This window comes from Pseudomonas sp. Leaf48 (genome assembly GCF_001421885.1).
Taxonomy (GTDB): domain Bacteria; phylum Pseudomonadota; class Gammaproteobacteria; order Pseudomonadales; family Pseudomonadaceae; genus Aquipseudomonas.
On the sequence record NZ_LMLH01000028.1, the window covers coordinates 218,993 to 239,853 of the forward strand.

21 protein-coding genes and 1 other RNA gene are annotated in these 20,861 nt (G+C 58.7%); 9 read left to right on the forward strand and 13 right to left on the reverse strand.

Features of this window, described 5'->3' with window-relative positions:
• Positions 1-102 precede the first annotated feature (102 nt).
• The 7 genes from ASE98_RS16920 to ASE98_RS16950 form a co-directional block, all read right to left on the reverse strand.
• Positions 103-1,719, reverse strand: a complete 1,617-nt coding sequence (locus tag ASE98_RS16920) for an ABC transporter permease (RefSeq protein ID WP_060542485.1) — start codon at positions 1,717-1,719, stop codon at positions 103-105.
• 243 nt (positions 1,720-1,962) lie between these two features.
• Positions 1,963-2,967 carry an extracellular solute-binding protein gene (locus ASE98_RS16925; protein WP_060542486.1) on the reverse strand — a complete coding sequence of 335 codons (1,005 nt, stop codon included), beginning with the start codon at positions 2,965-2,967 and terminating at the stop codon, positions 1,963-1,965.
• 234 nt (positions 2,968-3,201) lie between these two features.
• A complete protein-coding gene (locus ASE98_RS16930; RefSeq protein ID WP_177336983.1) occupies positions 3,202-4,419 on the reverse strand; it encodes a 2-octaprenyl-3-methyl-6-methoxy-1,4-benzoquinol hydroxylase in 1,218 nt (405 codons plus the stop codon).
• A 9-nt stretch (positions 4,420-4,428) separates the two neighbouring features.
• Positions 4,429-4,914 (reverse strand): DUF4442 domain-containing protein, encoded by a 486-nt coding sequence (locus tag ASE98_RS16935; RefSeq protein ID WP_060542488.1) that lies wholly within the window; start codon positions 4,912-4,914, stop codon positions 4,429-4,431.
• Positions 4,907-6,094, reverse strand: coding sequence for a 2-octaprenyl-6-methoxyphenyl hydroxylase (ubiH, locus tag ASE98_RS16940; RefSeq protein WP_060542489.1), 1,188 nt, complete (start codon positions 6,092-6,094; stop codon positions 4,907-4,909). Before ubiH ends, ASE98_RS16935 begins: the two co-directional genes overlap by 8 nt.
• A complete protein-coding gene (pepP, locus tag ASE98_RS16945; protein ID WP_060542490.1) occupies positions 6,091-7,425 on the reverse strand; it encodes a Xaa-Pro aminopeptidase in 1,335 nt (444 codons plus the stop codon). The genes ubiH and pepP overlap by 4 nt, the downstream gene beginning before the upstream one ends.
• 26 nt (positions 7,426-7,451) lie before the next feature.
• Entirely contained in the window at positions 7,452-8,009 is a 558-nt protein-coding gene (locus ASE98_RS16950) for a YecA/YgfB family protein (RefSeq protein WP_060542491.1), read from the reverse strand.
• 195 nt (positions 8,010-8,204) lie between these two features.
• On the opposite strand from ASE98_RS16950, the gene ASE98_RS16955 reads away from it, so the two are divergent.
• From ASE98_RS16955 to ASE98_RS16970, 4 genes are all read left to right on the forward strand, one after another.
• Positions 8,205-8,414 (forward strand): TIGR02449 family protein, encoded by a 210-nt coding sequence (locus ASE98_RS16955; RefSeq protein ID WP_007940359.1) that lies wholly within the window; start codon positions 8,205-8,207, stop codon positions 8,412-8,414.
• Positions 8,411-8,728: a cell division protein ZapA gene (locus ASE98_RS16960; protein ID WP_008055229.1), complete on the forward strand. Its 318-nt coding sequence runs from the start codon at positions 8,411-8,413 to the stop codon at positions 8,726-8,728. Before ASE98_RS16955 ends, ASE98_RS16960 begins: the two co-directional genes overlap by 4 nt.
• A gap of 30 nt (positions 8,729-8,758) precedes the next feature.
• Positions 8,759-8,937, forward strand: a non-coding RNA gene (ssrS, locus tag ASE98_RS16965) — 6S RNA.
• 86 nt (positions 8,938-9,023) lie between these two features.
• Positions 9,024-9,629 carry a 5-formyltetrahydrofolate cyclo-ligase gene (locus tag ASE98_RS16970; protein WP_060542492.1) on the forward strand — a complete coding sequence of 202 codons (606 nt, stop codon included), beginning with the start codon at positions 9,024-9,026 and terminating at the stop codon, positions 9,627-9,629.
• A 35-nt stretch (positions 9,630-9,664) separates the two neighbouring features.
• Here ASE98_RS16970 and ASE98_RS26965 read toward each other — a convergent pair whose 3' ends face one another.
• The gene (locus ASE98_RS26965; protein ID WP_007982896.1) at positions 9,665-9,820 is read right to left on the reverse strand and encodes a hypothetical protein; all 156 of its coding nucleotides are present in this window, start codon (positions 9,818-9,820) and stop codon (positions 9,665-9,667) included.
• 196 nt (positions 9,821-10,016) lie between these two features.
• Between ASE98_RS26965 and ASE98_RS16975 the strand changes: the two genes are divergently transcribed.
• Positions 10,017-10,469, forward strand: coding sequence for an EVE domain-containing protein (locus tag ASE98_RS16975; RefSeq protein WP_060542493.1), 453 nt, complete (start codon positions 10,017-10,019; stop codon positions 10,467-10,469).
• 141 nt (positions 10,470-10,610) lie between these two features.
• On the opposite strand, the gene ASE98_RS16980 is transcribed toward ASE98_RS16975, so the two are convergent.
• Positions 10,611-11,018, reverse strand: coding sequence for a flagellar basal body-associated protein FliL (locus tag ASE98_RS16980; protein WP_060542494.1), 408 nt, complete (start codon positions 11,016-11,018; stop codon positions 10,611-10,613).
• Between the two features lie 150 nt (positions 11,019-11,168).
• Here ASE98_RS16980 and ASE98_RS16985 point away from each other — a divergent pair, with 150 nt between their 5' ends.
• From ASE98_RS16985 to ASE98_RS26850, 4 genes are all read left to right on the forward strand, one after another.
• On the forward strand, positions 11,169-12,146 hold the full coding sequence (locus ASE98_RS16985) for an NADPH:quinone oxidoreductase family protein (protein ID WP_060542495.1): 978 nt from the start codon (positions 11,169-11,171) through the stop codon (positions 12,144-12,146).
• A gap of 198 nt (positions 12,147-12,344) precedes the next feature.
• Entirely contained in the window at positions 12,345-14,921 is a 2,577-nt protein-coding gene (locus ASE98_RS16995) for an S-type pyocin domain-containing protein (RefSeq protein ID WP_082457571.1), read from the forward strand.
• Positions 14,921-15,397: a DUF6392 family protein gene (locus ASE98_RS17000; RefSeq protein ID WP_060542498.1), complete on the forward strand. Its 477-nt coding sequence runs from the start codon at positions 14,921-14,923 to the stop codon at positions 15,395-15,397. Before ASE98_RS16995 ends, ASE98_RS17000 begins: the two co-directional genes overlap by 1 nt.
• A 77-nt stretch (positions 15,398-15,474) precedes the next feature.
• A complete protein-coding gene (locus ASE98_RS26850) occupies positions 15,475-16,473 on the forward strand; it encodes a bacteriocin immunity protein (RefSeq protein ID WP_162237402.1) in 999 nt (332 codons plus the stop codon).
• Positions 16,474-16,581: 108 nt separating this feature from the next.
• On the opposite strand, the gene ASE98_RS17010 is transcribed toward ASE98_RS26850, so the two are convergent.
• From ASE98_RS17010 to ubiD, 4 genes are all read right to left on the reverse strand, one after another.
• A complete protein-coding gene (locus tag ASE98_RS17010; protein WP_060542499.1) occupies positions 16,582-17,196 on the reverse strand; it encodes an energy transducer TonB in 615 nt (204 codons plus the stop codon).
• Between the two features lie 181 nt (positions 17,197-17,377).
• Entirely contained in the window at positions 17,378-18,085 is a 708-nt protein-coding gene (locus ASE98_RS17015) for a gamma-glutamylcyclotransferase (protein ID WP_060542500.1), read from the reverse strand.
• A gap of 336 nt (positions 18,086-18,421) precedes the next feature.
• Positions 18,422-19,390: a CDP-6-deoxy-delta-3,4-glucoseen reductase gene (locus tag ASE98_RS17020; protein ID WP_060542501.1), complete on the reverse strand. Its 969-nt coding sequence runs from the start codon at positions 19,388-19,390 to the stop codon at positions 18,422-18,424.
• Entirely contained in the window at positions 19,390-20,856 is a 1,467-nt protein-coding gene (gene ubiD, locus ASE98_RS17025) for a 4-hydroxy-3-polyprenylbenzoate decarboxylase (protein ID WP_060542502.1), read from the reverse strand. Before ubiD ends, ASE98_RS17020 begins: the two co-directional genes overlap by 1 nt.
• Positions 20,857-20,861 lie beyond the last annotated feature (5 nt).

Here is a 20,861-nt window from a genome sequence, read left to right on the forward strand (position 1 = left end):
GGCCTTGAATTACAAAGCCTTTAGCCGATTTCAGCTACCTGGTCTGTAGGACAGACCGCACCGAATGCCGCGCATTGTAGCTGCAAGGTGTAGGACTGGCACCTAGGTGTTTCGATGCGCCGAACGTCGGATCAATCCGATGACCGGTAACAGCCCGACCAAAACCAGGGTCAATGCCGGTAACGACGCCCTCGCCCACTCGCCTTCGCTGGTCATTTCAAAGATCCGCACCGCCAGTGTGTCCCAACCAAACGGGCGCATCAGCAGGGTCGCGGGCATTTCCTTGAGCACGTCGACGAACACCAGCAAAGCAGCACTCAACGTGCCGGGCAGCAACAGCGGCAGATACACCTTGAAAAACAGTCGCGGCCCACTGACGCCAAGGCTACGTGCCGCTTCGGGCAAAGATGGCCGTATACGCGCCAGACTGTTTTCCAGTGGCCCGTAGGCCACAGCGATGAAACGCACCAGATAGGCCAGCAGCAGCGCCGACAGACTGCCCAGCAAAAGCGGCTTGCCAGCGCCCCCGAGCCATCCGGAGAGCGGGATGACCAGCTCCCGGTCCAGATAGCTGAACGCCAGCATGATCGAAACCGCCAGCACCGAACCGGGCAAGGCATAGCCCAGGTTGGCCAGGCTGACGCCGGAACGGACCGCGGGCGTGGGCGCCAATCGTCGGGCAAATGCCAGCATCAGGGCGACGCAGACGGTGATCAGCGCTGCCATGCCGCCCAGGTACAGGGTATGAACGATCAGCCCGGCGTAGCGCTCATCGAGATCGAAGCGCCCGCGCTGCCAGAACCACGCGATCAGTTGCAGCATCGGAATGACGAAGGCACAGGCGAATACAAGACCGCACCAACCCATGGCTGCCAGCGCCTTGAGTCCCCGCAGGTGGTACAACGCCTTGACGCGCGGTCGCTCGTTGCTCGCCCGGTTGGCCCCGCGAGCGCGACGTTCGCCGTACAGCACGAGCATCACCACCAGCAGCAAAAGGCTGGCCAGTTGCGCCGCTGTGGACAGGCTGAAGAATCCGTACCAGGTCTTGTAGATCGCGGTGGTGAAGGTGTCGAAATTGAACACCGAAACCGCGCCGAAATCCGCCAGCGTCTCCATCAGCGCCAAGGCCACACCCGCGCCGATGGCCGGTCGTGCCATGGGCAACGCCACCCGCCAGAACGCCTGCCAGGGTGACTGCCCAAGTACCCGCGCCGCCTCCATCAGGCCTTTGCCCTGGGCGAGGAACGCGGTGCGCGCCAACAGGTAAACATAGGGGTAGAACACCAGCACCAGCACCACAATCACCCCGCCGGTGGAGCGCACCCGGGGCAGTCGCAACCCGCTGCCAAACCACTCGCGCAACAACGTCTGCACAGGTCCGGCGAAATCCAGCAGGCCGACGAAGACAAACGCCAGCACGTAGGCCGGAATCGCGAAGGGCAGCATCAATGCCCAATCCAGCCAGCGCCGGCCGGGGAACTCACAGAGGCTGGTCAGCCAGGCGAGGCTGACGCCCAGCAGAGTGACTCCCACGCCAACGCCGAACACCAGGGTCAGAGTGTTGCCCAGTAAGCGTGGCATCTGCGTGTCCCAGAGGTGGGACCATATTTGCTGGTCGATGCTTTGCCAGGACAGAAGCAGGACGCTCAGGGGAAGCAAGACCAGCGCAGCGATGGCGAAGACGATGGGGTACCAGCGGCGTTGGGCGGGGTGGGCCACGTTTGGGTCTCTGAAGATTTGGGTAGTTTTTGGACGATGTGGATGGCTTTGGTTCCGCCCCTCACCCTAGCCCTCTCCCGGAGGGAGAGGGGACTGACCGCGTAGTCTATTTGAATTTTTGCGACCTGATATTCCGAGTCGAACTCAGGATTCGAAAACTACGCAAATCGGCTCCCCCAGAGGCCATCCGAATGGCCGGGGCGAGGCAGCGATGTTAAAGCATGACGCCCAATACCAAACGACTCAGTTCCAGCCCGCCCGATCCATCATGCGAATCGCTTCAGCCTGACGTTTACCAGCGACCTCAACAGGCAAGGTATCCGCCACAAACTTGCCCCATGCCGCCACTTCTTCCGAAGGTGCCACAGCCGGGTTGGCCGGGAACTCCTGGTTCACGTCAGCGAAGATTTTCTGTGCCTCAGGTGTGGTCATCCATTCCACCAGGGCCTTGGCGGCTTCCGGATGCGGCGCATGTTTGGTCAGGCCAATGCCCGAAAGGTTGACGTGCACACCACGGTCAGCCTGGTTCGGCCAGAACAGCTTCACCGGCAGTTCCGGCTTCTGCTTGTGCAGGCGCCCGTAATAGTAGGTGTTGACGATGCCGACGTCGCACTGACCGGCGTTGATCGCCTCGAGCACCGCGACGTCGTCGGAGAAGACATCGGTGGACAGGTTGTTGACCCAACCCTTGAGGATTTCCTCGGTTTTGGCAGCACCGTGCACTTCGATCATGGTGGCGGTCAGGGACTGGTTATAGACCTTCTTCGCCGTACGCAGGCACAGGCGGCCTTCCCAGTTCTTGTCGGCCAGGGCTTCGTAGGTGGTCAGTTCACCGGGTTTTACCCGCTCGGTGGAGTAAGCGATGGTCCGCGCCCGCAGGCTCAGGCCGGTCCAGGCGTGAGAGGACGCGCGGTATTGCAGGGGAATGTTGCTGTCGATCACTTTGGAGGTGAACGGCTGCAGGATGCCCATTTGTTCAGCCTGCCAGAGGTTGCCGGCGTCGACGGTGAGCAGCAGGTCGGCGGTGGCGTTCTCGCCCTCGGCCTTGATCCGCTGCATCAGCGGCGCTTCCTTGTCGGTGATGAACTTCACTTTCACACCGGTTTTTGCGGTGTAGGCATCGAAGACCGGCTTGATCAGCTCGTCGATACGCGAGGAGTAAACCACCACCTCGTCAGCGGCCTGGGCGGCGGTGCTGCCGATCAGGGTCAGGGCGATTGCGGTCAGTAGACGCTTCGGTGCCAACATGGGAGCGGTCTCTCGATTGAAAAATGAGGCCAAATGATAAGGACTCACATTTGCCTTCTCAATCGAACAGTGCGTCGAGGAGTTACCAGATGTTGCACAGCCTAAGTTTTCCACCTGTGGCGAGGGGGCTTGCCCCCGTTGGGCTGCGAAGCAGGCCTGCATTTACTCAGAAATCCTGGGCAACCCGTCTGCGACCGCTACGCGCTCGAACGGGGGCAAGCCCCTCGCCACACGTCAGGGTTTGGCGAGGGCGGGCAAATCCCCGGTCAGCCCGAGCGCTTCTCGCACGAACAGCGCTTTCGCCTCGGGCATCTGCTCGACCATCTTCAAACCGGTATTGCGCAACCAGCGCACCGGCAGCGGATCGGCCTGGAACAAGCGCTCGAAGCCTTCCATCGCTGCCATCAACGCCAGGTTGTGGGGCATGCGTCGGCGCTCGTAACGGCTAAGAACCTTCACGTCCGCCAGGCGTTCGCCGCGGGCATTGGCTTGCAGCAGCACCTCGGCCAGCACTGCAGCATCAAGGAAACCGAGGTTCACACCCTGCCCGGCCAAGGGGTGAATGGTGTGGGCCGCGTCGCCGATCAAAGCCAGACCGTCAGCAACATAGCGCTTGGCATGACGCTGGCGCAGCGGTACGCACAGGCGCGGGTCAGCGCTGAGCACTTCACCGAGCCGGCCTTCGAAGGCGCGTTCCAGGTTCTTGCAGAAGCGTTCGTCGTCGAGAGCCATCAGGCGCTCTGCTTCGGCTGGCGTAGTCGACCAGACGATCGAGCACCAGTCTTGCTGCCCGTCCCGCTCCAGCGGCAGGAACGCCAGAGGTCCGTCATCGGTAAACCGTTGCCAGGCGGTCATTTGGTGCGGCTTGGCACAGCGCACGCTGGTGACGATGGCATGATGCAGATAATCCCATTCACGAGTGGCGACACCCGCCAGACGCCGGACCGCCGAGTTGGCACCGTCTGCCGCGATCACCAGCGGTGCGCGCAGGGTGCGGCCATCGGCCAGGGTCAGCAGCCAGTCGTCGCCGGAGCGGCGCATCTGTTCCACGCGTGCATTGGCCAACATGCCCAGATCACAATCGTGCAGGCGGTCGAGCAAGGCGTCTTGAACCACGCGGTTTTCGACGATATGCCCCAGCACATCGGCGTGTACGCTGGCCGCTGCAAAATGAATCTGCCCGGTGCCGCTACCGTCCCAGACATGCATGTCGGTGTAGGGGCTGCTGCGCCGTCTGGCGATGCCGTCCCACACACCCAGGCGTTCGAGAATCCTCTGGCTGGCGACCGACAGGGCACTGACGCGCGGTTCGAACGGTGCCTGCCCGTCGAAAGGTTTGACGCTCAGGGGGCTGCCGTCCAGCAGCAGGACTTCCAGCCCGCTGTCCTGTAGCGCCAGCGCCAGGGCGCTGCCGACCATTCCGGCCCCGACAATCAGCAGATCTGCGCGCATTTCCATGCTTTAAGCCTGTCTCTCTTGCGGCTTGAGCCGCACATATAGGGTTTTTCCGACCCGCGCCACCAGGTGGCCGGCGCCGTCGTGAATGTCGACCTGCAATTGCGGCAGGTATTTTTCGCCATTGGCGGTCTGGCGGCGGATCTCATCGAGCAAGGTATCGTCGATGGTGAAACGGGCGAACACCGGGCCTTTGCCCGGCGCGATGAAGTCGATGTCGGCCGCCTTGTCCCAGACGATGTACTGGCGCCCGAGATTTTCCATCAGCATCAACATGAAGAACGGGTCGACCATCGAATACAGGCTGCCACCGAACTGGGTGCCGACGTAGTTGCGGTTATACCAGCCCAAGCCCATCGACACCCTGACGTCACGAAAATCATCGCTGATGTGCTGCACCCGCACACCCGCGCCGAGGTACGGCGGGTAAAGCGCCATGAACCTGCGCAGCAACCGCGCCTTGCCGAATCGGCGGATCAACCAGCTACGCATCCGGACGTGTACCCAGACCCATGGCCTGACGGGCGAACCAGCGTTTCGCCGGCGGCAGCAGATCAAGACCGAGCAAACCGATGTTGCGCCCCAGGGACACCAGCGGCTGCTGACTGCCGAACAGGCGGGTGACCTGGTCGGAGAAGCCCACGGTGAGGCTCTGATCGAGGCGCTGGCGCTCGCGATAAGCCTGCAACGTGGCGAAATCGCCCAGTGACTTGTCACTGGCGAGCAAGGCGTCAGCCAGGGCCTGGGCATCGCGCAGGGACAGGTTGAACCCCTGGCCGGCAATCGGATGCAGGCTGTGGGCCGCGTTGCCGAGCACGGCCAGGTGCGGTCGCACCTGTTCTTCCGCTTCCACCAGGGTCAGCGGATACAAATACCGCGCACCCACCTGCTTCAGGGTGCCGAGGCGATAGCCGAACACACTCTGCAATTCGCTGAGGAAGCTACGCTCGTCGAGAGCCGCCAGGCGTTGCGCATCCATACCCAGGCGGGTCCAGACCAGCGCACAGCGATTGTCCGGCAGTGGCAGCAGCGCCATCGGGCCTTCGTCGGTGAATCGCTCGAACGCCATGCCGTTGTGCGCTTCGCTCGGTGTGATGTTGGCGATCAACGCACTCTGGTTATACGGGCGCTTCCTGATGCCGATCCCCAACTGCTCACGCAACCCGGAACGGCCGCCATCGGCGAGCACGGCGAGATCGCATTCCAGGGTGGTTTCATCGTTGAGGGTCAGGCGATAACCATCGGTCAGTGGCTCCATGCGCGTGACTTCGGCCGGACAACGCCAACTGATCACGTCCTTGTCCAGGCCTTGCCACAGGCATTGGCCGAGCCAGGCGTTTTCCACCACGTAGCCCAGCGCCGGAACGCCCTCTTCCATCGCAGACAGCCGCGCGGTGGAGAAGCGCCCTCGGTCGGAAACGTGTATCTGCTTGATCGGCTCGGCGCGGCGGGAGATCTCCTGCCATACGCCCAGCCGTTGATAAATCTGCCGGGAACCGAAGGACAATGCCGAAGACCGGGCGTCGTAGCTCGGCTGGTAGGTATCGCCGGGGGCGAACGGCTCGATCAGCACGATCTTCCAGCCCCGGGCACGGGCCCCGGCCTGCAGGGCCAACGCCAGGCTGGCACCGACCAGGCCGCCACCGATGATTGCCAGGTTGACTCGACTCATGCCGCTTGCGTCCGCGCAGCAGCCATCAAGGCTTCGATCTCGGCGACCGTTTTCGGAACGCCGCCCGTCAATATTTCACAGCCGGTTCTGGTGACCACTACATCGTCCTCGATACGCACGCCAATGCCGCGCCATTTCTTCGCCACGCGCAGGTTGTCCGGGGCAATATAGATCCCCGGTTCCACGGTCAGCGCCATGCCGACCTCCAGCACGCGCCACTCGCCGCCGACCTTGTATTCGCCGACATCATGCACGTCCATGCCCAGCCAGTGGCCGGCGCGGTGCATGTAAAACGCCTTGTAGGCTTCGCTGGCGATCAACTCGTCGACATCGCCCTGGAGCAGCCCCAGTTTGACCAGGCCAGAAGTAATGACCCGCACCGTCGCCTCATGCGCCTGGTTCCAGTGTTTGTTCGGGGCAATTTCGGCGAATGCCGCTTCCTGGGAAGCCAGCACCAATTCGTAGATCGCCTTCTGCTCCGCTGAATATTTGCCGCTGACCGGAAAGGTGCGGGTGATGTCGCTGGCATAGCAATCGATTTCACAACCGGCATCGATCAGGACCAGATCGCCATCCTTGAGCGCTGCGTCATTCTGCTGGTAATGCAGGATGCAACTGTTGCGCCCCGCCGCGACGATCGAACCGTAGGCCGGCATCTTCGCCCCGCCCTTGCGGAATTCGTAGTCGAGTTCGGCTTCCAGGCTGAATTCGTGCAAACCGGCGCGACAGGCCTGCATCGCGCGCACGTGTGCCCGGGCGGAGATCCTGGCGGCTTCGCGCATCACCTTCACTTCTGCTGCCGACTTATACAGGCGCATGTCGTGCAACAGGTGATCCAGGGCAACGAATTCGTTCGGCGGCTGCGCACCGAGGCTGGCCTTGGAACGGATCACGTTGATCCAGTCCATCAAGTGCCGGTCGAATTCCGGGTTGCTGCCCATTGCCGAATACACCCGGTCGCGCCCCTCGATCAGGCCCGGCAGGATGTCGTCGATATCCGTGATGGGGAAGGCATCATCGGCGCCAAAGTCGCGAATCGCACCTTCCTGCCCCGCCCGCAGCCCATCCCACAATTCGCGCTCGGCGTTGCGTTCGCGGCAGAAGAGGATGTACTCGCCATGCACTCGCCCCGGCATCAACACCAGGACGGCCTGAGGCTCGGGGAAACCACTGAGGTACTGGAAGTCACTGTCCTGACGGTAGACGTGCTCGACGTCGCGGTTACGAATCGCCACCGCCGCGGCGGGCAGGATGGCGATGCTGTTGGGTTCCATCTGCGCCATCAAGGCCTTGCGGCGACGACTGTATTCCGTTTTCGGGATATGAATCATGGGCAGATGGCGTTCCCTGGCATTGATCAGTGCAGCGATGGTTTGGCGGCAGCCGCCGCGTCTTTTCTGGTTTCGGAAAACAGCAACAGCGGTGCGATGCGCACGTATTCCATGACTTCCATGTAATCGCTTTCGCCGTCATCCGACTCTTCCAGGGCGTCTTGCACCTGGGAAATAGCGGCCAGATCCTGCAACACTTCGTTAGCCTCGGTGCTCAGGGTGCTGCTGTCACGGCAATTGAGGCCGAAACCGCTGAGGAAACCCTGGCACCACAGGCCCAGTGCAGCGGCACGCTCGGTGAGCGGGGCATCGTCGGTCGGCAGCAGTAGAACCACGGTCACGTCGTCACCGGTGAGCTCACCCTTGACCATCTGTTGCAGGCCGATCAGGGCGTTGCGGACGTTGTCCTGAGGCTCGTTTTCGAGCAGCTCGGCGGCATCGACCAGCCAGCCATCGGCTTCGAAACCGGCACCGGCACAGCTACGGCCGAGCAACAGGCCGTGCAATTCGGCGGGCGAGACGGGGTGACCGCTGCTGTTGAGCAGAGTGGCGAAGGCTTGGTACGGGGAATTCTGAATGGTCATGGGCAGCTAGGCGCCAGACGGCGCTATGTCTAGAATGAAGGCCTTGTATCCTACATCGACTACCCCTGTAGGAGCGAGCATGCTCGCGATGGTCGCCAACGATAACGCTGGGTAGCTGATACCCTGCGGCGCTCTCGGGCTCATCGCGAGCAGGCTCGCTTCTACACAGTCCAACCCCATCAGACAGTGAAGACAATGGAAGACACCGACCTGCAAGCGCTGATGGCCAGACTCGAACTGCTGATTACCCGAGTCGAGCAACTTAAGAGTCAAAACGCACTCTTACTAGCTCAGGAAAAGACCTGGCGCGAGGAACGCGCGCACCTCATTGAAAAAAACGAAATCGCCCGGCGTAAGGTCGAATCGATGATTTCGCGCCTCAAGGCCCTGGAGCAAGACTCATGAGTTCAAGCAATAGCGTCACCGTGCAGATCCTCGACAAAGAGTATTCGATCATCTGCCCCCAGGAAGAACGCAGCAACCTGGTCAGCGCCGCCCGTTACCTGGACGGCAAGATGCGTGAAATCCGCAGCAGCGGCAAAGTCATCGGCGCCGACCGCATCGCCGTGATGGCCGCGCTGAACATCACCCATGACCTGCTGCACAAGGAAGAACGCCCGGACATCCAGGCCAGCGGCTCGACCCGCGAGCAGGTTCGCGACCTGCTCGATCGCGTCGATCTGGTGCTCGCTACCGATCCGGACGTCACCAAAGGCTGATTCACGTTGCCGCTTGAGGTATACTCGCATCACTCCCTGGGGTGCTTGCCAGTTGACCACGTCCCTGAGCCGATTCGCACTACCCTGGAGGCTGCACGTTGGGCTGGTGTGCATGTCCGCTAGACGGAAAGCCTTAAAGCCTACTGCATCTTCCACCTTGAACTTTCGGGTTCAAGGGCTAAGTCAGCAGCGGTTCATCCGGGGAGCCTGATTCCAGTCCGATGCCGGTTTAAATACCGGCATCGGCTTTTCTACGGATACGCTTTATGTATTCGTCCTGTCGAAGCCTGAATCCATGACCGAACCTGCGCTGCTGCCCCGCCCGCAACTTCGACGCATGCTGCGCAAGGCCCGCCGCGCACTGACGCCCAATCAGCAGCGCCAGGCCGCCCGCGGGCTGTACAAACAACTGGCCCAGCAGCCATTGTTCCGCCGCGCAAGACACATCTCGCTTTACCTGCCCACCGATGGTGAGATCGATCCGCAGCTGCTGTTGCGTGCCGCGCAGCGCAGGGGCAAGGCGACCTATCTGCCGGTACTGAGTGCCTGGCCGCGCACCAAAATGGTGTTCCAGCGCGTCCGACCGGGGGAAAAGCTCAAGCCCAACCGCTTCCGCATTCTCGAACCGCGGGCCAACATTGGCCGGCAGCGCAAGGTCTGGGCGCTGGATCTGGTATTGCTGCCGCTTGTAGGGTTTGACGATGTCGGCGGACGCCTGGGGATGGGCGGCGGGTTCTACGATCGAAGCCTGGCCTACCTGGCGCGTCGCAATGATTGGCGCAAGCCGACGTTGTTGGGGCTGGCCCATGAATGCCAGAAAGTGGAGCGATTGGCTCAGGCGAGCTGGGATGTGCCGTTGCAAGGAACGGTGACAGACAAGGCGTGGTATTACGCAGGCTAGGCACCACTTCGATCAGTGGCGCCGTGGCAACAGGATCAGCGCTTGAAAGCTGTCGACTGTTGTTGCAGCTGTGCAAGCTCGACCGGTGCGTCGGTCTTGTTGGCCCACAGACTTTGGGCATAGCCGGTGGTCACGACACCCAGGCCAAACAAAATGACCAAAATCCATAGTAAATCCGGTTTGCGTTTCATCGATTGCCCCCCAAAGGCATATCAACACGATGACAGCAGCGGTTTCCGTTTGTAGGCCGTGCAGCAGCGTCAAGCTTTAAAGGCCGGCATTTTGCGACAACGTGATCCAGCACGCAAATGCTGGCGTCAACCGACCGTCGGTTTGTCATAAAATTGCCGGACAACCTGCCCAATCACCCCGCAAGGAGCAAAAGACATGGCCTATTGGCTGATGAAATCCGAGCCTGACGAACTCTCGATCAAAGGTCTGGAGACGCTCGGGAAGGCGCGCTGGGACGGCGTCCGCAACTACCAGGCGCGTAATTTCCTGCGGGCCATGGCGGTGGGAGATGAGTTTTTCTTTTACCACTCCAGCTGCCCGGAACCGGGCATTGCCGGGATCGGCAAGATTATTGAAGCCGCGTATCCGGACCCAACGGCGCTGGAGCCGCAGAGCCATTACTACGACCCGAAGGCCACACCTGAGAAGAACGCCTGGAGCGCGATAGATGTTGCGCATGTGGAGACTTTCCCCCGGGTGCTGAAACTCGACTATCTGAAACAACAGACGGCACTGGCTGAGATGCCGCTGGTGCAGAAAGGCACGCGGCTGTCGGTGATGCCGGTGACTGCGGAACAATGGGCTGCGGTGATTGCGCTCAAACCGTAGGACTTTCGCCTGTCTGTACCGGCCTCTTCGCGAGCAAGCCCGCTCCCACAGGTTTCTGCGCCGAAAACTCGGTTGTGCCCGACACAAAACACTGTGGGAGCGGGCTTGCTCGCGAAGAGGCCCGACTGGACAGCAAAAGACTTATTGGATGATCAGGTTGTTGAACAACAAATCCTCAACCACCGGCTTGCCGGTTTCGTCGCTCATCACCTGCTGAGTCTGCTTCAAGGCTTCCTGACGCAGCTTCTCCTTGGCTTCAACGTTGTTCATGGTCTCGCTGGTCTGCTGGGCAAACAGCGCCACCAGTTGGTTACGGATCAAGGGTTCGTTGGCCTTCACTGCTTTGGTGGCCTCGTCGCCGGTCACCCGCAACGCCACATCGGCCTTGTAGACCTTGAGCTTCGGCGTGCCGTCCAGCCCGTAGTTACCCACGAACGGTGGGCTCAGGGTGATGTAATTGACCTTCGGAGCTTCACCCTCTTTGGCTTCTTCGGCCAACGCTGCCAGAGGCAACAACAGGGCAGCCAACAACATGATCCACGCTTTCACAATTCGCTCCTTATCCGGTTTGCGGCCTAGCATAACGACCCGCCACGCCAGCACAAGCTTATGGCTGACTATCAGGGGCGGGCATGCTCGTTGACCCGTTGACTCACACACCTACACTTATCGGCCATCACTCCAAAAGGAATAGCCCTGATGAAAGCCGTGCTGTGCAAAGCCTTCGGTCCTGCCGAATCGCTGGTGCTGGAAGACGTCGCCAGTCCTGTCGCAAAGAAGAACGAAATCCTGCTGGACGTGCACGCCGCCGGGGTGAATTTCCCCGACACGCTGATCATCGAGGGTAAGTACCAGTTCAAACCGCCCTTCCCGTTTTCCCCGGGCGGCGAAGCGGCCGGGGTAGTCAGCGCCGTGGGCGAAAAAGTCAGCCATCTGAAAGTCGGCGACCGGGTCATGGCCCTGACCGGCTGGGGCAGCTTTGCCGAGCAGGTCGCAGTACCAGGTTACAACGTGCTGCCGATCCCGCCGTCCATGGACTTCAACACCGCCGCCGCGTTCAGCATGACCTATGGCACCTCGATGCACGCCCTTAAACAGCGTGGCAACCTGCAACCGGGCGAAACCCTGTTGGTGCTCGGCGCTTCCGGCGGAGTCGGCCTGGCGGCCGTGGAAATCGGCAAAGCCATGGGCGCCCGGGTGATCGCCGCCGCCAGTAGTGCTGAAAAACTCGCTGTGGCCAAGGCTGCAGGTGCCGACGAACTGATCAACTACAGCGAAACCAGCCTCAAGGACGAAATCAAACGCCTGACCGATGGCCAGGGCGCCGATGTGATCTACGACCCGGTCGGCGGCGACCTGTTCGACCAGGCCATCCGCGCCATCGCCTGGAACGGCCGCCTGCTGGTGGTCGGCTTCGCCAGCGGACGCATCCCCGAATTGCCGGTGAACCTGGCCCTGCTCAAAGGCGCCGCGGTGCTCGGCGTATTCTGGGGCTCGTTTGCCCAACGCCAGCCGCAGGACAATGCAGCGAATTTCCAGCAACTGTTTGGATGGTTCGCTGAAGGTAAATTGAAACCGCTGGTGTCGCAGGTTTACCCGCTGAGCAATGCGGCGCAAGCCATTAACGATCTTGGGCAGCGCAAGGCGGTTGGCAAGGTTGTGGTGCAAATAAGATAACTCAGGAAGTCTGAGCCGAACTGGTGCGGCTCAGACACCTTCGCTAAAACTGAGGCTGACGATCTACTGACCAGCAGCTTGTTGCGCAAATAAAACCTGTAACATAATTAAGTTTACTTCCTTAAAAACGATAAATATGTAACACAGTAGACGACACCCTAGAGATCACTCTGTCCCATACAGACAAGGAGTGACTGTATGGATAACGGATCAGTAAACATAGTTCATGGAAACATTGCACACACCACCCAAAGTAATGGCTTCTTCACCATAGGCGGAGGCGGAGGTTTTTTGGGTAGTGGAAGTGCCGGGCGCCGCAGACGAGCAAAGCGAATTAGGGCCTTGGAGCAGCAGCGGCGTGAAGCTGCCGTCGCCGTTCACCAACAAACAATTGCAACACAAACCCTTCAATATGAATCCTTTCGCAACGCACTTGATGCTGAACACTTATCTCGTCGCACCGTTCTGGACCAAGTGATTCAAGCCGAGTTAAACAATATACATCCCTTAGTCAGGGTTGATCGCGAGGCACCCGGCAGTTTTGCCATACTTAAAGACAAAGCAAGTGTTGATCACTTGTTGACCGTGAAAAAAAACGAACTTCAAGCACAAACTGCCAGAGCCAATGAATTCTTTGGTGACTCAGCGCTGAACAAAACGACCCAGGATTACCTGAATAGACTTCAAGAACTTGGTAGCACAGCAAATGCTCACCAGTCCTGGGCTTCCTCATACGACGCCGCACAAGCAGCACAGACGCTCACTGAAGTAATCCGCAGATTGTCCGACCAATCGTATGCACTTTCTGTTAAGAACAGCCAATTCGTAGACGAATGGCGTGCGCGCCAGGAACAGTGGGAGCGAGAAAACCGAAAACAAAGAGAGTTAATAAAGGCTCAAAAAGCCGACGTAAAAGCGTTTCGAAAGCACAACGAACAGCGACGCCTGCAAGCTATAAGAACAACCAATACCGTAAGTGCCCCCGCAGCGCTTGCGGCATCACGACCTCTATTAATGACTACCTCGGCTCTTTTGAGCCCAACGTTTCTCGAAGCGGCGCTGGACGTTGCCCTCGGCGATGCCATGGCAGAGTTGCTCAGGATTGCGAGGCTCAGAACAGGGCAAATAGCGGGCACCTTCATTACTGCAATGACTTACTCCCCTGTACTGGGCGACGCTCAGTTGACCGCGGCTCAGCGGGATCTTGCGATCAAAGCCCTGAGCGTTCCAGCAGAAATGATGGAATTGCCGGCTCACCTGGACTTGCGCAAAGTCGCCGATGAAAGCGGTACAGTGGATCTCGATTATCGAATCCGCGTCGAAACCCAAGCAGCGGAAACGAAAGTTCTCGTTGCGAAAACCGATGGAAACATTGTGCCCAATGCGGTCAAGGTCGTTGCCGGCCTACTCGACCCGCTGACAAACAGTATTCAGATCATCGGCGAAGGTTTTTCCCCGATCACTTTGCGGCTCACTGGAACTGCACAAGAAACACCAGTCAGCGCACCACCCGCGGGCTATTCAGGACTGGTCATGGCTTCTGGTCAGCCACCTGTGGAGACCATTCCGACTGGAGCAGACACGCGCTTCAATGACCGCCTGATAGTGTTTCCCCAACATTTGGGGCTGCCCCCCCTCTACGTTGCCTTCAATACACCATGGGGCCATCCCGAAGTGGCGAGCGGTAGTGGTCAGCCGACGACAGATGATCTGCGCGGATTGACTCAACAAAGCACTGCAGCCGCCATTCCAGCGCAATTGGCAGACCAGTTACGAGGGCTGCAATTCTCATCTGCTGACGAATTTAAAAAAGATTTCTGGAAAACGACGGCGAAAGATACCGACCTGAGCCGAACGCTCTACGACCTCAATGCTAACAGAATGGAAAAAGGGTATGCCCCGATCGCCAAAAAGAGCGATTGGGTGGCCGATTCCAGAAAATTTGATCTGCGCTATCTCGAACTACCAACAGCGGCTAGAGACACATATAACTTCGATGAAATGGGGATAGTTACCCCAAAAGGGCTGCCTGGTACAACCGACGTCGCTTCTTTTGATTCGACCTGGTCGCTTCCTGGGAGCCCGGTAACCAAAGCGTTTGATGCAGCACGACAGGTGTTCAGTGCAAACGCAGCAGGCACGGTTTCAAATCCACCAAACTGGACGCCACTCACCCCCCCTGGCACCGAGCTCCTCGGCCCGACGTCTCTGCCGGGGGCGCCTGCACGCATTCCAGCTTATCCCGGAGAAACGGCCACACCCCTGCCCCCACAGAATGAAACATTTCCCGCTATTGACGTAGCTGAAGCCGCCACCGGTATTCTCTGGTTGCCGACGGATCCTGGGTTGCCGCCGCAGTACGTCCTGTACATCGAGATACCGGTAAGACCGCTGGAGGTGGGTACCTATGATGATTTGAGTAGGCGTAGCATCAAAGATGGATTGGATATAGACCATATTTCTTCCAGGAAAGCCCTTGAGAGATACATTTTGAGCTCATTCCCGGACACAGACCCCCGCGAATTGAGAGACTATCTCCACAGGGCACCAAGTATTGCAATTCCTTCCCATATCCATCAAAAATTTAGCGAAACATATGGGGGGCGAAATAGTAGTTCCAAGCAAGCGGAAGACGCAGCCAATCTTCGCATCGCTGTAGATAAAAATGTTGACGCGATCAAGCAGGGACTGCTCGAACACGAATTTAGCGAGATCGACATCGAGTCGGCCCGCGCGCAATTGCATGAGCTCCATATGGAACAAGGGTGGTATTAATGAGCAATTCAAAAATTGAAATCTGGATAGAAAACCTTGGCCAACGCCATGATGCATTAATCGCTCGCGAGATAATTCAAAACCAGCCGTTGATAGAGTTGTATCCCGGAAGGGATCTACTCTACCTAGAGCCGGAGACAGGTATAAGCTTGAGTTTTCTGGGGAAGACAAAGCGTTTCGAAGCACTATTCGTTACACTATTGAAATCCACGCCATCAACTACTGAATACAAAGGTGAACTGCCAGAACCGTATTCAGCAGGAATGAATCAATCCGATGTGCACACTATCCTTGGCATGCCATTTGAAGCCAAAGGACCAATTAAAATGCCACAACCCATGGGCCAAACAGGGGGTTGGGAAGCGTACCGCCTCGATCCTGAAAAACACCCAAATGTGAAGGTCGTTTTTCAGTACACCGCCACCATGCAGGTAAAAACGCTGGTCTTTACCCTAATCGACAAAGATCACGACTAACAAAATAACCTTGCCCATTCCAGCGTGGGCAAGGCAGTGATCTACGACGTCGAAGTATCAATATGGAAGTCAAATAAATGGAACTTAAACAAGCAATCCAAGACTACACTGAACATGAATTCCTGAATTTCATAAAAAAAATATGGTCCGTGGATGTTTCGGAACATGAACACGACAAACTTGTTTCGCACTTCGATACCATCTGTCAACATCCGATGGGAGCGGACCTGCTTTTCTACATGGACGACTTTGACGAAGAGTCATCACCTGAAAACGTATTGGCAACACTAAAGGGGTTTCGCGCTTACAAGAAGCTGCCCGGCTTCAAGGAGCAACAACCGGGTGAGATTCCCCCGGAGACCGAAAACAGTAAAGCGTTCGTCGATACCCCTGGCGTCTATTACGTACCCTTCTCCCGCGCTGCTGAAGGGCCAGTTGTTATGACGGTCGCCGCAGGAGCAATGGCCTCCTTCGAGAGCATCTTGCAGGCTTTACAAGAGGCAACGCTCAACGCGGTTGCGCGCTTCAGCCGGCTGGCCACTACTCAGGGAAGTCACGTCATAGGCAAGTATGTGGACATTCTCAGTTTCCATATGAAGCTGGGCTATTCCGAGCGCTACGCATTGAGTGTTCCGCTTTCCGAATTAGGATTCAATGAACCCGTGGACTGGCAAAGCGTCGCTGAGGCTAAGGGTGAAGTAAGCCTTCCATTCAGACTTGGATCTGGAAAAGCCTTTGAGCTTGGCGATATGATGTCGGCCGTCCATCTTGCAACAACGGATGGCAAGCTTATCGAGTCAAGTGTCAAGGTCAGAAGAGCTGTGAGCGCATCTCATACAGGCACTTACAAATTCACTAGCGAAGACGATGCGGCAATCACCTTGATCTGGATTTCTGAACGCCGTCCGCTCGATACCTCGAAGAGATATCGCAGCACCATCATTTCACGCAGCATTCCAGCGATTCAGACATTCGCCAATCCCTCTGACGTAAAATTCGACGACTACGTAGTTGTCTTCCCTCCCAACTCAGGCTCAGCCCCTCTCTACGTCATGTTCCAAAACAACCCGGGTTAATCACGAAACAAAATCAATGCCCCATGCTCACACAGAGCACTCGACAATGATGTTGCCCCACTCTACCCGCGCCGCCCTTGCACCGAGGGCGACGTGAGTCGATTCAAGTTAAAGCAACACCCGGATCTCCTCCGGAAGAAACCGCACATAGCGGCTCGCCGGATAGGACTTGCAGCGCCTGACAATCGAAGGGACGCTCGCGTTGAGCGTGTTGATCAGCTCCAGACGCTCTTCGTCTGGCAACTGCGCTGGTGATAGCGAGTAGGTCAGGTAACTGCGGGTCCAATCGAACACTGGCAGGTCCACCCAGGTGGCAACTGGAGTGCCCGATGCTGCACGGGCGATACTTGCGCACTTCAACTTCGCCAGCTGCTTGTTGGCGTGAAACGGCAGCTGGCTATCCAAACGGAAATCTATTGGCGCGATTACGGCGATTTCTGCGGGATGGTCGCTGGTGATTTCCCAGGGCTTGAATCGCCATTGGCTAACCGCTGTCACGGATGCTTCGCTGAGGTCTGGATGAGCGTCTTCCATAACAGCAACCTTACTGACAGAGCCATCGGCATGCACCGTCAGGCTGACTTGCAGCTTGCCCGTTATGCCAGCCCGATGAAGCTCCACAGGATATAACGGCTTGGGATTGTACTCGGGGATCAGAAACACCTCCCCGGCCCGGACATCCAGCGCCATCACCCATAAAAACACGCCCACAAGCCACCGCATTTCTCCTCTCCTTTAGTCACTGCACACCAGGCCTGGCGGCAGGACAAAAGGTTAAAGAGCGATGGCATCGAGCTGAAGACCACAACTTCCTGTAAAAACGCAGGACATTTCCCAAAGAACTGACCTACATCCCTTGGCTAGGGGTCGTCTTAACGAAATGGGTAACGCTTCCTACAACCGGTTACCTGGACGGTAGGGTCGCAGACAGTCCAGAGCCAGTATCAAGGTGGCGAGCACTCGCCTGATCAGCCTTTGATTTACAACGCTTGAGCCGCGCCTCCAAATTCCGGTCTGGCATGGCGTGGCTGCGCAGGGCGTGGGCGGTCTGCTCGACATAATCGCGAGTGGTGCCGTAACGTCCGCAAGCGTTTTCGAACACGTGGCTGAGCACATGGTCCGGCAGGTTGCCGGCATAGCTGGGCAGGTGCCGCTCCAGCACAAAGCCCAGGGCCTGAACCTGACTTCCGTCTTCAAGCCGGCAGTTGAGCCAGTGCGGACGATAGGACGGGAACGGCATCTCGCGCTGCCACAACGCGTAGAGCGAGGCTTCGAGCTGCTCTTCGGGCAGGCGATAGGCGAAACCGCTGCAAGAACCGCCACGATCCAGGCCAAACACCAGGCCGGGCATTTCCGGGGTGCCGCGATGTTCGTGGGACCACAGGTACAGGCCGCGATGATAACCATGCACCCGTCCGCGAACCCGCTCCACCGCCGTGCATTCAGGGCGCCAGATCAGGGATCCGTAAGCGAACAGCCAGACCGGACCGCCCTTGTGGCGCGCCATGGTCGAATGCATCGAACCGAGCAATTGTTCGTGAGTCAGCTGCGGCCCCAGATCGAGCCGCGGAGGATAAGCCATATTCAGAAAAGCAGATTCAATGGCGCTCATGGCGAATAGCGTTCAGCTCCCCGCGGGTGAAGAATTACTTAATAGAACGCACCGCTGTAACAATAAGGCACATATGTTTTAAGGCAATTTGAGTGCCATGGCACAAATTTTTCTAATTGCCTGCAAGATATATAACCTACCGGTATTTATATGATTTTATAAATACCGATAAGCTATATATGGAGTTATAACCCTGTAGGAGCGAGCATGCTCGCGATGGTCGTCAACGATTATGCGGGGCGGCTGGTTCCCCGCGGTGTTCTTGAGTCCATCGCGAGCATGCTCGCTCCTACAGGGTGGAGTGGCAGCATCAGGAGCGCGGATCAAGATCGCGGATCAAGATCGCGGCGCATACGCAAATACGTCGGCGCGCATCTGGTGGGCGTCCATCCCCGCTTCGACCAGCGCATCCAGCGTGCCGTAGACCATGGCCGGTGACCCGCTGGCGTACACATGCAGGGGCTTGAGATCAGGGAAGTCTTCGCAGACCGCTTCATGCAACATGCCGCAACGCCCTTCCCAGCCGCATTGATCGCTGACGACTTTATGCAGGAACAGGTTGGGTAGCTTCAGCCATTCATTCCAGTGTTCGATCTGATAAAAATCTTCGGGACGACGCACACCCCAATACAGATGCACCGGATGCTTGAAACCGGAGGCCCGGCAGTGTTCGATCAGGCTATGGATCTGGCCCATGCCGGTACCTGCGGCGATCAGCACCAGCGGACCGTCCGGCAGTTCTGCCAGATGGGTATCGCCGAACGGCAACTCGACCCGCACCGTGGTGTTGCGCCTGAGCTGCTCGATCAGGTTCAACGCACTGGTTTCGCGCGCCAGCACATGGATTTCCAGGTCGCGCCCGGCGTGTGGTGCAGAGGCCAGGGAAAATGCCGACTTCTCGCCGCTCTCGCGCTGGATCATCAGATACTGACCGGCGTGATAGCGCGGCGGTTTGCCAGCAGGCGTCCGCAAACGCACGCGCCAGGTATCGCCCCCCACGTCCTTGCACTCAATGACCTGACACGACAGGGTGCGCACCGGCAGTTCTCCCAGCGCGAGCACGCCATCCCACAGCACGATGCAGTCTTCCAGCGGCTCTGCTATGCAAGTGTAGAACTCGCCATGGTCACGCACATTGCCGGCTTGTTCGACACGGCCTTCCACCAGCAACGCAGCGCACACGTGGCAATTGCCGTTGCGGCAGCTTTGCGGGCATTCATAGCCCAGGCGCCGCGCACCATCGAGAATCCGCTCGCCGGGCAGAATCTCTAGCACCGCTCCGGAGGGCTGCAAGGTTACACGCATCAATCTATTCCTAACTGATTCCAGATGGCATCGATCCGTTGGGTCACGGCGTCGTCCTTGACGATCACCCGACCCCACTCGCGAGTGGTTTCGCCCGGCCATTTATGCGTGGCATCGAGCCCCATCTTCGAACCCAGGCCGGAAACCGGCGAGGCGAAGTCGAGGTAATCGATCGGCGTATTGTCGATCATCACCGTGTCGCGCTTGGGGTCCATGCGCGTGGTGATGGCCCAGATCACATCGTTCCAGTCCCGGGCATTGATATCGTCGTCGGTGACGATAACGAACTTGGTGTACATGAACTGTCGCAAAAACGACCAGACACCCAGCATTACCCGCTTGGCGTGGCCGGGATACGACTTCTTCATGGTCACGATGGCCATGCGGTACGAGCAGCCCTCGGGCGGCAGGTAGAAATCGGTGATTTCCGGAAACTGCTTCTGCAGGATCGGCACGAACACTTCGTTCAGCGCCACCCCGAGAATCGCCGGCTCATCTGGCGGCCGGCCGGTGTAGGTGCTGTGGTAGATCGGCTTGATCCGGTGGGTGATACGTTCGACCGTGAACACCGGGAAGCTGTCGACTTCGTTGTAATAGCCGGTGTGGTCGCCGTATGGACCTTCATCAGCCATTTCGCCCGGATGGATCACGCCCTCAAGGATAATTTCGGCAGTGGCCGGCACTTGCAGGTCGTTGCCACGGCACTTCACCAGCTCGGTACGGTTGCCACGCAGCAGACCGGCGAAGGCGTACTCGGAAAGGCTGTCGGGAACCGGGGTGACCGCGCCGAGAATAGTCGCAGGATCCGCGCCCAATGCCACGGACACCGGGAACGGCTGGCCTGGATGCTTTTCGCACCACTCACGGAAATCCAGCGCGCCACCACGATGGCTCAGCCAGCGCATGATGACCTTGTTACGGCCAATCACTTGCTGACGATAGATGCCGAGGTTCTGCCGGTCCTTGTTCGGGCCTTTGGTGACGGTCAGGCCCCAGGTGATCAGCGGGCCGACATCGCCAGGCCAGCAGGTCTGCACCGGCAGCATGGCCAGATCGACGTCGTCGCCTTCGATCACGACTTCCTGGCACACCGCGTCCTTGACGACTTTCGGCGCCATCGAAATGATCTTGCGGAAGATCGGTAGCTTCGACCAGGCATCCTTCAGGCCTTTGGGCGGCTCCGGCTCCTTGAGGAATGCCAGCAGCTTGCCGATTTCGCGAAGCTCGCTGACAGATTCGGCGCCCATGCCCATGGCCACCCGCTCGGGGGTGCCGAACAGGTTGCCGAGCACCGGGATGTCGTAACCGGTCGGTTTCTCGAACAGCAGCGCCGGGCCCTTGGCCCGCAGCGTGCGGTCACAGACCTCGGTCATCTCCAGCACCGGCGAAACGGGAATCTGGATGCGTTTCAACTCTCCGCGCTGCTCAAGCTGCTGCACGAAATCCCGAAGATCCTTGAATTTCATTGACG

What these genes read in the sequence shown, in the direction of transcription:
- ASE98_RS17010 (WP_060542499.1), bottom strand. Translation starts at nt 17,196, where the DNA reads ATGCGGTGGCTTGTGGGCGTGTTTTTATGGGTGATGGCGCTGGATGTC.
- ASE98_RS16985 (WP_060542495.1), top strand. Translation starts at nt 11,169, where the DNA reads ATGAAAGCCGTGCTGTGCAAAGCCTTCGGTCCTGCCGAATCGCTGGTG.
- ASE98_RS16950 (WP_060542491.1), bottom strand. Translation starts at nt 8,009, where the DNA reads ATGACCATTCAGAATTCCCCGTACCAAGCCTTCGCCACTCTGCTCAAC.
- ASE98_RS17000 (WP_060542498.1), top strand. Translation starts at nt 14,921, where the DNA reads ATGAGCAATTCAAAAATTGAAATCTGGATAGAAAACCTTGGCCAACGC.
- pepP (WP_060542490.1), bottom strand. Translation starts at nt 7,425, where the DNA reads ATGATTCATATCCCGAAAACGGAATACAGTCGTCGCCGCAAGGCCTTG.
- ASE98_RS17020 (WP_060542501.1), bottom strand. Translation starts at nt 19,390, where the DNA reads ATGCGTGTAACCTTGCAGCCCTCCGGAGCGGTGCTAGAGATTCTGCCC.
- ASE98_RS16925 (WP_060542486.1), bottom strand. Translation starts at nt 2,967, where the DNA reads ATGTTGGCACCGAAGCGTCTACTGACCGCAATCGCCCTGACCCTGATC.
- ASE98_RS16960 (WP_008055229.1), top strand. Translation starts at nt 8,411, where the DNA reads ATGAGTTCAAGCAATAGCGTCACCGTGCAGATCCTCGACAAAGAGTAT.
- ASE98_RS16955 (WP_007940359.1), top strand. Translation starts at nt 8,205, where the DNA reads ATGGAAGACACCGACCTGCAAGCGCTGATGGCCAGACTCGAACTGCTG.
- ASE98_RS16935 (WP_060542488.1), bottom strand. Translation starts at nt 4,914, where the DNA reads ATGCGTAGCTGGTTGATCCGCCGATTCGGCAAGGCGCGGTTGCTGCGC.
- ASE98_RS16930 (WP_177336983.1), bottom strand. Translation starts at nt 4,419, where the DNA reads ATGCGCGCAGATCTGCTGATTGTCGGGGCCGGAATGGTCGGCAGCGCC.
- ASE98_RS17015 (WP_060542500.1), bottom strand. Translation starts at nt 18,085, where the DNA reads ATGAGCGCCATTGAATCTGCTTTTCTGAATATGGCTTATCCTCCGCGG.
- ubiD (WP_060542502.1), bottom strand. Translation starts at nt 20,856, where the DNA reads ATGAAATTCAAGGATCTTCGGGATTTCGTGCAGCAGCTTGAGCAGCGC.
- ubiH (WP_060542489.1), bottom strand. Translation starts at nt 6,094, where the DNA reads ATGAGTCGAGTCAACCTGGCAATCATCGGTGGCGGCCTGGTCGGTGCC.
- ASE98_RS16975 (WP_060542493.1), top strand. Translation starts at nt 10,017, where the DNA reads ATGGCCTATTGGCTGATGAAATCCGAGCCTGACGAACTCTCGATCAAA.
- ASE98_RS16995 (WP_082457571.1), top strand. Translation starts at nt 12,345, where the DNA reads ATGGATAACGGATCAGTAAACATAGTTCATGGAAACATTGCACACACC.
- ASE98_RS26850 (WP_162237402.1), top strand. Translation starts at nt 15,475, where the DNA reads ATGGAACTTAAACAAGCAATCCAAGACTACACTGAACATGAATTCCTG.
- ASE98_RS26965 (WP_007982896.1), bottom strand. Translation starts at nt 9,820, where the DNA reads ATGAAACGCAAACCGGATTTACTATGGATTTTGGTCATTTTGTTTGGC.
- ASE98_RS16970 (WP_060542492.1), top strand. Translation starts at nt 9,024, where the DNA reads ATGACCGAACCTGCGCTGCTGCCCCGCCCGCAACTTCGACGCATGCTG.